The following is a 10,951-nucleotide window of genomic DNA, read 5'->3' as shown; positions in this document are numbered from 1 at the left end:
AGTAAAAAAATTTTACCAGTGATATCACTGGTAAAATGTGTCCCAATAAATTGTCACACTTTACTTAGTTTTTAAACTAAGTTTTTTAAATTTAAATAATTTGTTTTAGTGCTTCTGAAAATTGTTCATATGCACCATAACCAACAATGTGAGAAACTAATTTTCCATCTTTATAAATAAAAGTTGTTGGAGTTCCTGAAACTCCCATTTCTCTTGCGAAGTTTCTATCTTGATCTACATCTACTTTATAAACTTCAATGTTCATTTTTTCTGCAACTTCTTTTAAAACAGGTGCCAACATTTTACATGGACCACATCAAGTAGCATGGAAATTTAATAGTTGCACTCCTTTTCCATTTTCAATACTTTGTGCTAATGTTTCTTTTGTAACATCTTTTACAAACATTTTTGTCTCCTTATTAATTTAAATATTTTCAAATAAATTGTAAAGGAAAATTAAGAAAAAAATACAAAAAAGTTGTTTTAAATGAAAAAAATGCGAAAAAATTAACTTTTTTAATTCAAAATAACAATTAAAAACTATTTTTAAACTAAAAATGGAAAAAAATAAGTAAAAATATTAAAATATTTTTTGATTTTTCTTAAAAAAAATTTATAATTTAATAGTTATTTATTAAGGACACAAATGAAAAAAGAAATTAAAAAAATTGCAATATTAACTTCTGGTGGTGATGCACCTGGGATGAATAATGCTGTTCGTGCAGTTGTTAAACATGCACTAGCAAATGAAATAGAACCTTTTTTAGTTTTTGAAGGTTATAAAGGATTATATGAAAAAAATATAGTTCCTGCTTCAAAATTTAATGTTGATGACTATGTTTCAAAAGGTGGAACATTTATTTTTTCAGCAAGATTCCCTGAATTTAAACAAGAAGAAACAAGAAAAATTGCTAAACAAAATTTAGAAGAATTAGGAATAGATGCACTTGTTGTTGTTGGTGGTGATGGTTCTTATATGGGAGCTCAATTACTACACGAACTTGGAATTAAAACCATTGGATTACCAGGCACAATTGATAACGATATTACATCAAGTGATTTCACAATCGGATATGATACTGCTTTAAACACAATAGTTGAAGCTGTAGATAAATTAAGAGATACTTCAAATTCACACAACAGATTTTTAATGTTAGAAGTAATGGGACACGGTGCTGGAGATTTAGCTTTATATTCTGGTCTAGCAACTGGTGCTGAAATTATTATTACAAACGAATTAACAATGACTAAAGAAGAAATTGCTAAAGTTGTTGAACACCAAATTAAAACAATGAAAAAAAGAAGTGTGATAGCTATAGTTAGCGAATTTATTTATCCTAATCTAAAAGAAATTGCAAGTTTTGTTCAAGAAAAAACAGGAATTTCTTCTAGAGCAATGGCTTTAGAACATGTGCAAAGAGGTGGAAATCCTTCAGCACAAGAAAGAATCTTAGCTACTTTAATGGGAATGAAAGCTGTTGACTTACTTAAAAAAGGTGAATCTGGAGTTGCAATAGGTGTTAATAAAGGTGACATTGTTGCTACACCTATATTAGAAGCTTTACAAGCACCAAGAAAAAGTAATAAAGAAAAAACAATAAAATTCAATAAATTAAATCAATCATAATAGGAGAAAAAATGAGAAGAATTAGAAGAAAAGAAATGGCTGAAAGAAAAGCTAAAAGAGTAGAAAAAATTAGAAAAGAAGCTAAAAAAGCAGCAGCAAAAGCTGCACAAACGAAATAATAAAGAATTTGAGTTTAAACTCAAATTTTTATTTTAAAAAAATCAGTAATTTAATACTGATTTCTTTCTCTAATGTGTAATGTTTCTTGCTCAGTTAGTTTTAAAATAAAACAACTCATAAATAAATAATTTTACTAAGTCCGAAGTGAATAAAATAAAGTAATAAAAGGCAAATTGATAATTTAAACTTAAATTAAAATTCGGTATAAAAACAAAAACTATTAAAGTTAATCACAATATTTGACCAATTCCTGAACCAAATTGTAATATAGAAGTTAAATTATTTTTTCCTCCCGCTTCCATAGTTCTAACACTAGAACTAAAAATTATTCATATAGGATTAAATATAGCAATTGAAATTGATGTTAGTTGTATTTCTTTTAAATAATATGCTGAAGCTAACTCTTTTTGTTTATCAATTATATTTTGTGATACCCCTATTTGTTTTAATTGCTCTTCTAAACCAGTCTCAACACCAGAAGAAAAGAACTTCATAAAAGGAATAAATATAATTAAAATCGCAAATATACATGATAAACCTAATGCAATTACAAAATGAAATCCCTTTAATTCTTTAGCATTTTTCTTTGCTTCTTCAATTTCATTGTTTCCTAATTTTTTTCCAACAAACAACGTGACATTAGCACCTATAATCCCAAAAGTCGATGTAAAGATATTGGTTAATGATGTTGTTATTCCTAAAATAGCTGCAGCACCAAGTCCTCAGTACTCCTTATATTCTCCATAACCCAATGAACCAACTTTATAACCTGCTGCTCATAAAAAAGTTCTTATGGAAATAAAAACAAAGCTAGATGAAGATAAAAGAAAACTTGGTATTCTTTTTAAAAATAATATTCATATTTTTTTGCTAATCTTAAATATTTTTAAAGGATTTACAAGTGTTTTTTTACTTTTGAGTCCCATAAAAACTAAACTTACAGCTAAACTCACAATACCTGAACAAACAGTTGCTCATGCAGAACCAACAACTCCAAATTTTGGTATTAATGTTAAATTTAAAATTATATTTGTTAATAAACTAGTTAATGATATATATAATGAAATTCCACCATTACCTGTTTCTCTTAATAAAGAAATAGTAGTAAAAGAAATAGACATTAAAATTCAAGATATAACAATTATTTTTATATAATCTGTTGCTTGTTTTACAATATCTAAATAAGTTTGACTATGCTCTCCATTGACTATATTATTATCTTTTGCAATCGTCTTTATAAAAAATTCTGGAGATATTAAAATCATAATTGAAAATATAAGTCCAAAAGCAAAAGAAATTAAATATCTTGTTCTCAAAACTTCTTTTGTTTCTTTTGATTTTTTGGCGCCCCAAAATTGACCAAATAAAGGCATTCCAATTGCATTGTAACTTATTAAAATTCCACCAATAATTCCGGTGAATGCGTTTGCAAAATTTAATGCTGAAACACCACCTGAAATTCCTGTAACCATAAAATTATCAATAAAACCATTTAAAGATACTAAAAAACCGGACAATACTACAGGTATTGCGATTTTTGAATATAATTTTCAACGTTCTTTTGTAGAAGGGAAAAACGATAAAATGAAGGATAAAAATTTATTTCTCGTCGTTATCATTATTTTCTATTTTTCGAGTAATTTTTAATAATTTCAATAACTTTTTCTTCCACTTGCTCTTCATTTAAACCGTTGGTGTCTACTACAACATAATTTAAGTTAAATTCTTTACATAATTTTTCAAAATAAGGTTTGTAATTTCTGTGTAAAACTTCAAAATATTCTTTATTTTTTTCTCAATTGTCTGTTTCTACAGCTCTTTCTCTCTTGAAAAATCTTTCTTTAAATGTTTCAAAAGAAATATCTAAAAAAATTGCAAGATCAGGAAATTCTTCTGGTGTAATCAATTCTCTAAAAGCTAGTTCATATGCTCTCATATATTTAGGTTCTTTTTTTGCTAAATTTATTTGAGCAAAGATGTGATGTTCAATTGAAAATCTATCTAAGAAAAAAAATCCTTTTTCTTTGTTTTTTAGATTTCTTTCTTTAAATTTATTTAGTCTATCTGCAAAAATTGATGAATGGTTTTCAATAATGTATGTTTGAAAACCAATTGTCAAATTTTCTCTTTGTTCATATAATCACTTTAAAAATGTGTTGAAAACTTCGTCGTTTTCATTAAATTCTAATAACATTTCTGAATTTGGAAATTTTTTTACTAAAGATGATGTTAGTGTACTTTTTCCACTACTAATCATTCCGCTAATACCTATAACCATTTTATTTACTCCTTGTTTTTTTGTGTGTAATTTAATAATAAACATTTTTTTAAAAAAACAAAATAAAAAAAGCAATAATTTCAAAAAAACATTTTATAGAAATCTTTTTTTTATTTTTTGAAAATTTTTTTTATTTTTTTTGAAAAAAATATAAAATATTAACGTAAATAGCACATAGGAATAATATGAAAAAAAACGATAATACTTTTATTAAAAAAATTAAAAAACTTGAAAATGAATTAATTAACACTGGTGATAATAATCCTAAGAATTTTATTGATGTTTGTAAAAAGAAACCTTTTTCAATCTTTATGATGTTGGTTTCTTCTTTTCTTTTTACTTTTTCAATAGTAATTGTACTTGCAAAAGCTAAAACAATTCCTTCTGGATTAACAGCTATCCCAACTCTTATTACATATATTTTTAGTGAAACAAAACATTATTTTTCTTTACTTTACTTAGCACTAAACTTACCGCTAATCATTTTATTTTGAAAACATTTAAAAAGAAGTTTTATGTATTTAACGATAATTTGAATGATTTTTCAAAACTTATGAAATTTATTTTTTAATATAACAGTAGTTCATGACTTTTTAAGTAACCATATAACTGTTGAATCTGATAATTGAGATGTAGTAAAAGCACTAGAATTAAACACAGATTTATGACCTATTCTATATTATACCTTTTTAGGTTCTGTACTAATAGGAGTTTCAATTGGTCTTGCTTGAAAATTTGGTGGTTCAAGTGGAGGGACAGATTTTATTTCTTATTACTATTCAACTAAAAAAAGAAAACCAATTGGAAAAATATTATTTTCTATTTCTATTAGTATAGCTTTTGTTTCATTAGTACTTTTTGGAACACTTGGTTATTTTAATATTGGAGAAGGAAAAATACATAAAATTTTAGGAATTCAAGTTGTTTCCACTATTATGTATATATTCCTAACATCAATGATAGTAAACTTAATTTATCCAAAATACAAAAAAGTGGAATTAACTTTTCACACTTCTGAGCCTGAAAAAATTCTTGCTCATTTAAAAGTTATGAAATATTGACATTCCTATAATTTATGAGAAGGGATTTCTGGATATACAGGAAAACCAACATATAAAATCAAAACTATTGCATTATATTTAGAAGTAAAATACATTGTAAATGAATTAAAAAATGTTGATCCAAGCATTTGAATCTCTATCAAACCTGTTTTAGAAACAAGTGGTTTATTTGACACCTCAAGAATAGAATAATTTTTAAATTATTTTATTCTTTTTTTTACAGATTTTAATAAAATTATTTTATGGCAATAGCAATAATAGCAGAATATAATCCATTTCACAACGGACACAAATATCAACTAGAATATGTTAAGAAAAATTTCCCGAGTGACAAAATATACATCATACTTTCTGGAAAATATGTGCAAAGAGGGGAAATGGCAGTAGCTTCTTTTGAAAAAAGAAAAGAACAAGCACTTAAATATGGTGCTGATTTTGTTGTCGAATTACCCTTTGAATATGCAACTCAAGCAGCCCATATTTTTGCAAATGGTGCTTTAAAAATCATTAATGATTTAAAAATTGATAAACTTATTTTTGGAAGTGAATCAAATAATGTTGATAATTTATACAAAATTGCTGAAACTATTTATTATAATGAAGAAATTTATAATAAACTAGTTAAAAAATACTTAAAAGAAGGGTTTTCCTTTCCAAATTCAAGTGCAAAAGCCTTACAAACTTTAACTGGTGAAGAAATAAGATTACCTAACGATATTTTAGGATTAGAGTATGTTAAATCAATTGTCTTCAATAATTATCCAATTCAAGCCTTTTGTATGCAAAGAACAGTTGATTTTCACTCAGAAACCACTTTTAACGAATTTGCTTCAGCAAGTTTGATAAGGAAAATGATTTTTGAAAAACAAGATATTTCTAAATATACACCTATGAAATTTGATAAAATTCCTGATAGGATAGAAAATTATTATTCTAAATTTCAAGATATTGTAAGAAATACCCCTGCAGAAATTTTGAAATTAAATCCAATGATTAGTGAAGGAATGGAAAATTTATTTAAAAAGCATATAGAAGAAAAAACTTATGATGAATTTGTAAATAAATGTAATTCCAGAAGATATACAAGTAGCAGAATCAAAAGGGTAATGCTTTATATTCTACTTGAAAAACATAAAAAAGGAGATGAAAATGAGAACAAAAGATAAAATTTTAATTGTTTTTTTAACAATAATAACTTTGGGTTTTATTTGGATTTATTGAAAAAATAAATCCAAAAACAAAACAGAAAATCAATTATCAAAAAGTTATAAAACAAGCATAAATGTTGCTTTATTAATTGAACTTCTTGGTAAAAAAGAAAACATTAATAAAATAGAAAATAGTCATAAAAAAATTAAAATTTATTTAAATAACACTAAATTAGTTAAAGCTGAAGAAATACAAAAATTAAAAGGAATTTCGGGTGTTTTAGTTTCTAGTACTTATGTTAATTTAATAGTAGGAAACGTTGCTGAATACCTAAAAACAGAAATTGAAAATATAATGAAGTAAAAGGAAAAATATGAATATCAACTTTGATGTAATAAAGAAAAATAAAGAAAATTATAAAAGAATTTTAGACAACTTATTTGATGTAGATAGATTTGATACATCGCTTTTTGTTAACATAAATGATCATGATTTTATGGATGTATTCAAGTTGTTTGATCAAAAACAATTTGAAAAAATCTATACACAAGCAAATTTTAGAGTTGCCTTAACTGAAAACAACTTAAAAAAAATAGTAAATGAAATAAAAGACGCTTCTTCTGTTGAAGAAGTTGAATCTATTTTTATAAAAAATAATGATATTTTAAGTGCAGAAACAAAAGTTAAATTAGAAAAAGATTTTGATAAAGAAAATAAAGCACTGCAATCCGAATTAAAAGAAAAAATACAGAAAAATAGTTATAAATGAAAGAAATTTTTAACCAAAGCAAGAAGTTTAAATAGTGAAAGAAATATTTGACCAATGCAGATAGGAATGCTTTTTGTTTCTGTTGAAATTGAAAAAAGAAAAATATTTGCTCCTTTATTTTTTAAAGAAGTTAATATTGATATTTCTAATTCACAAGCTTTTTTATTTTCTGATGGAGAAATTAAAATTAATGAAAAATTAATTTGAGTTTTAGAAAAAGGAAATTATTTACTAGGAGTGGATATTGATGTTTCTAGATTATCTATTGAAGAATTGGAAAAAGTTATAAAAACTAATTGATCAAATTTCAATATTAAAACTTTTAAAAATAATATTTCCAAAGTTAATGTGGATTTAATTGATAATAATTTACATTTTCACCCTGGTATGGTTTTAGGAATTTTTAATTCATTCGGAAGTCACCAAAGAAAAATAATGGAAAAAATTATTGAAAATGATGAATTAGATGAAATTTTAGATGTTGACTTTAATAAAAATAATTACAAAAACAAAGTTAATAAAATAATCTTTAATAAAGTTTTTAACTTTGTAAAAATAAATAAAACTAATTATTCTCAAGATAAAGCAACAGTATCAGCTCTTTCTCAAAATACCATAATTTGAGGTCCTCCAGGTACTGGAAAATCACAAACTATTTCTAATATTATTGCTAATATTATTATTTTTGATAAAAAAGGTCTTGTTGTTTCTCAGAAAAAAGCTGCTTTAGATGTTTTAAAAGATAGAATGAATAAGTTATCAATTTTTTGCTTATTTATTTTAAATGATAATTCTATGAATAAAGCAACATTCTATGAACCTATAGAAAAATTAATTAATATATTAGAAAATTTTGAAAATAAATCCAATATTGAATCATTGAAAATTATTTATGATGATGAAAAAGAATATATAGATTTATTTAATAAATTTGCTAATAATGAAAATCTTGAACAAAAAATTGAAAATTATTCTTTTATAAAGAAAAATGTGGCATCTTTATCTCCAAATACAATTGAATCTTTATATAAAATTAGTAAAAATATTAGTATTAATACAGATGATTTTAAAGAAAATATTAAAAAATTAAAGTGAGCTATTTTAGATGCAAAATCAGGAAAGAAAAACAATTTCTTTCAAAAAATTTTTAAAAAATTAACTGATGAAGATAAACAAGATATTGAAATTATTAAAAAAGAAATTCATAATTTTAATGGGAATTTAAAAGAAATAACCGATAAATTAAGTTCTTTAACTCCACAAGAATTGAGTGACATTAATAGTTTCTATGAATTTGTTTTTGAAAGCTCAAAACAAGATATTTCCAATGAAGAACAACTTGTAAACTTTACCTTTTATAGATTATTTAAAAAACTAGAAAAAATTAATCAAAATAAGGAGATGAAAAAACTTTATTCAAAATTTGTTCTTGCAGTTAGAACAAAACATAGAGATCCTTATAAATTTGTTCTTGAACACCACCAAATTATTAAAGAATTATATCCTATTATTATTTCTTCAGTAGATACAGAACTAAGTAAGTGAGATAAAAATGAATTTGACTATGTTATCCTTGATGAATCATCACAAATCTTTATTGAAAAAGCATTTCCAATACTATATTTAGCAAAAATCAAAATTTTTGCTGGTGATGACAAACAAATGCAACCTACAAGTTGATTTTCAACACGAAGCAATGTAGAAGATGCTGAATTAGGAAACATTGAATCCATCTTAAATTATGCGGTTTTTAAAGGTGTTTATAGTATTTTACTAGATAAAAATTATCGTTCCAATTATGCTTCATTAATGACTTTTTCATCAAAACATTTCTATAATTCAGAACTTGATGTAATAGATAAATTTAATACAAAAAATCATAACTCCATTGAAGTTATTCAAACAGATGGTGTATGAGAAAATAAAATCAATAAAAAAGAAGCAGAAATTGCAATTGAACAAACAAAAGAAAACCTAAACAAGTATAAGAAAATTATTCTTTTAACCTTTAATAGTTCCCAAAGAGAATATATTGAAAATCAAATTTTAAACAATCATCCAGAATTAGAAGAAGCTCTAATTAGTGAAAAAGTTTTATTGAAAAACATAGAAAACATTCAAGGTGATGAAGCTGACTTATTAATAATTTCTGTTGTTTATGATAAAACCACTGCATTACATACCACTTATGTTTCACGTTCAGGCGGAAAAAACGCTTTAAATGTTGCTGTTTCAAGAGCAAAAGATAAAATAATTGTAATTAAGTCGCTAAAAGCAGAAGAAATTGAAAACAATAATCAAAATGAAGATATTGCTTTATTTAAAAAATGGTTATTATTTTTAGAATTAACAAACGAACAAAGAACTAATTATTTAAACTTAGAACTTAAAGAAGAAAGTGAAAATAATAACAAAATCCAAATTCATAATAAATTAAAAGAAGAAATTTATGAAACTTTTGAATCTGATTCTTTTTTTGAAACTCAAAAATTATATGTCAAAAAAGATTTTTCTATTGGTAGTCAAAATATTGATTTAGCAATCACTAATGAAAAAAATAAAATACTGGTAGCATTTGCAATCGATGATTACAGTAGCTATAATTCATATGAAAATTATATAATCAATAAAGATAAAAATAATTTTTTAAAAGCTAAAAATTACAAAATAATCGAAATTAAAAAAATAGATTGATTAATTAACAAAGAAAAAATTATTAACAATATAAAAGAAATGATTTCTAGAGATGATAACTAAAATATTTTTTTATAATCAAAAAGGTGAAGGTGTTGGTTTATGAAATCAAAAACCTGTTTATTTACCTTTTACAATTTTAAATGAAACTGTGGAATTTACCTTTATAAAAGAAGAAAAAAATTATTATATAGGTAGAGTTACAAAAATAATAATAGCAGATAAAAATAGAAATCTTGAAATCCCTAAAAATGCAGATTTTATAGGTGGATATGAATTAATGCATATGAATAAAGAAGCAGAAAAGGAATATAAAATTTATAATTTAATTTCTGTATTTAAACAAATTGCAAAAATAGATTTAAATGAATATAAAATTAATTATTTTCAAGGAAGGAAAGAGTTAAGATACCGAAATAAAATTACTTTATTTGATGGTGGATTAAAAAAGAAAAATTCAAATGAAATTTTCTATTTAGATGATTTTTTATTAACAGATATAAAACCATTTAGTAATCAAAAAGGGAAAATTATTATAAGAAAACTTGAAACTCAAATTGAAGGACACAAAAAAGATAATATCTTTACTTTTGATAATTTTAAAAACCTTCGTTTTAAGGTTTCCATTGGTTCTTTTTATCAAGTGAATAAAGAAGTTGCTCTTGAAGCTTATTACAGAATTAAAAATTTTATAAATCAAGATGCTAAAGTAGTAGATTTATATTCAGGAATTGGTTCAATTGCTTGTTTTATAAGCAGCAAAGCTAAAACTATTGAAGCGGTTGAAATAAACAAAAATTCATATAAAGATATGTTATATAATATTAACTTAAATAAAATAAATAATATTACTCCTTTCAATCAAGATGTTTATAAATATTTAAAAAATTTAAATTCTTTAAAAGGGAAAACTATAATAGTAGATCCTGATCGCACTGGTTTAAAGAAAGAAGTAATAAATGAATTACAAAGGTTGCTACCTGATAAAATCATTTATTTATCTTGTAACATTTCAACACAAGCATATGACATTTCTCTTCTAAAAGAAAACTATAAAATTGAATATATTGAAATTTTTAATATGTTTTGTAAAACTTTTCACATTGAAAATTTAATAGTTTTAACCAAAAAATAAAATATGTTATAACAAAAACTCCATCTTATTTTAAGTGGAGTTTTTTGTTTATGAATTTCAACATAAATCCATTCTTTAATTAATGATTTATAGGATTAAAAAGTAATATTTATATTCT

Annotated in this window: 9 protein-coding genes; 6 read left to right on the top strand and 3 right to left on the bottom strand. The window is 23.9% G+C overall.

The features are described 5' to 3' along the window. Nucleotides 1-91 precede the first annotated feature (91 nt). Nucleotides 92-406, bottom strand: coding sequence for a thioredoxin family protein (locus ACXX85_RS03715; RefSeq protein ID WP_436358983.1), 315 nt, complete (start codon nt 404-406; stop codon nt 92-94). Between the two features lie 240 nt (nt 407-646). On the opposite strand from ACXX85_RS03715, the gene pfkA reads away from it, so the two are divergent. Next, complete coding sequence (pfkA, locus tag ACXX85_RS03710) at nt 647-1,627, top strand: 6-phosphofructokinase (RefSeq protein WP_436358982.1); 981 nt, start codon at nt 647-649, stop codon at nt 1,625-1,627. Between the two features lie 188 nt (nt 1,628-1,815). On the opposite strand, the gene ACXX85_RS03705 is transcribed toward pfkA, so the two are convergent. Together ACXX85_RS03705 and ACXX85_RS03700 are read right to left on the bottom strand one after the other, a co-directional pair. Then, on the bottom strand, nt 1,816-3,366 hold the full coding sequence (locus tag ACXX85_RS03705) for an MATE family efflux transporter (RefSeq protein ID WP_436358980.1): 1,551 nt from the start codon (nt 3,364-3,366) through the stop codon (nt 1,816-1,818). Continuing rightward, on the bottom strand, nt 3,366-4,025 hold the full coding sequence (locus tag ACXX85_RS03700; RefSeq protein ID WP_436358978.1) for a deoxynucleoside kinase: 660 nt from the start codon (nt 4,023-4,025) through the stop codon (nt 3,366-3,368). Before ACXX85_RS03700 ends, ACXX85_RS03705 begins: the two co-directional genes overlap by 1 nt. Nucleotides 4,026-4,210: 185 nt before the next feature. Between ACXX85_RS03700 and ACXX85_RS03695 the strand changes: the two genes are divergently transcribed. The 5 genes from ACXX85_RS03695 to ACXX85_RS03675 are packed head-to-tail and all read left to right on the top strand — an operon-like array spanning nt 4,211 to nt 10,833. Continuing rightward, on the top strand, nt 4,211-5,278 hold the full coding sequence (locus ACXX85_RS03695; protein ID WP_436358976.1) for a YitT family protein: 1,068 nt from the start codon (nt 4,211-4,213) through the stop codon (nt 5,276-5,278). A 50-nt stretch (nt 5,279-5,328) separates the two neighbouring features. Then, the gene (locus tag ACXX85_RS03690; protein ID WP_436358973.1) at nt 5,329-6,252 is read left to right on the top strand and encodes a nucleotidyltransferase; all 924 of its coding nucleotides are present in this window, start codon (nt 5,329-5,331) and stop codon (nt 6,250-6,252) included. Further along, entirely contained in the window at nt 6,236-6,598 is a 363-nt protein-coding gene (locus ACXX85_RS03685; RefSeq protein WP_436358971.1) for a hypothetical protein, read from the top strand. Before ACXX85_RS03690 ends, ACXX85_RS03685 begins: the two co-directional genes overlap by 17 nt. Nucleotides 6,599-6,608: 10 nt before the next feature. Continuing rightward, nucleotides 6,609-9,761 (top strand): AAA domain-containing protein, encoded by a 3,153-nt coding sequence (locus ACXX85_RS03680; protein WP_458560661.1) that lies wholly within the window; start codon nt 6,609-6,611, stop codon nt 9,759-9,761. Next, complete coding sequence (locus ACXX85_RS03675; protein WP_458560660.1) at nt 9,751-10,833, top strand: class I SAM-dependent RNA methyltransferase; 1,083 nt, start codon at nt 9,751-9,753, stop codon at nt 10,831-10,833. Before ACXX85_RS03680 ends, ACXX85_RS03675 begins: the two co-directional genes overlap by 11 nt. The last annotated feature ends 118 nt before the right edge of the window (nt 10,834-10,951 follow it).

This window comes from Mycoplasma sp. Z386, from assembly GCF_054343375.1.
This window is presented reverse-complemented; position numbering and strand designations above follow the sequence as displayed.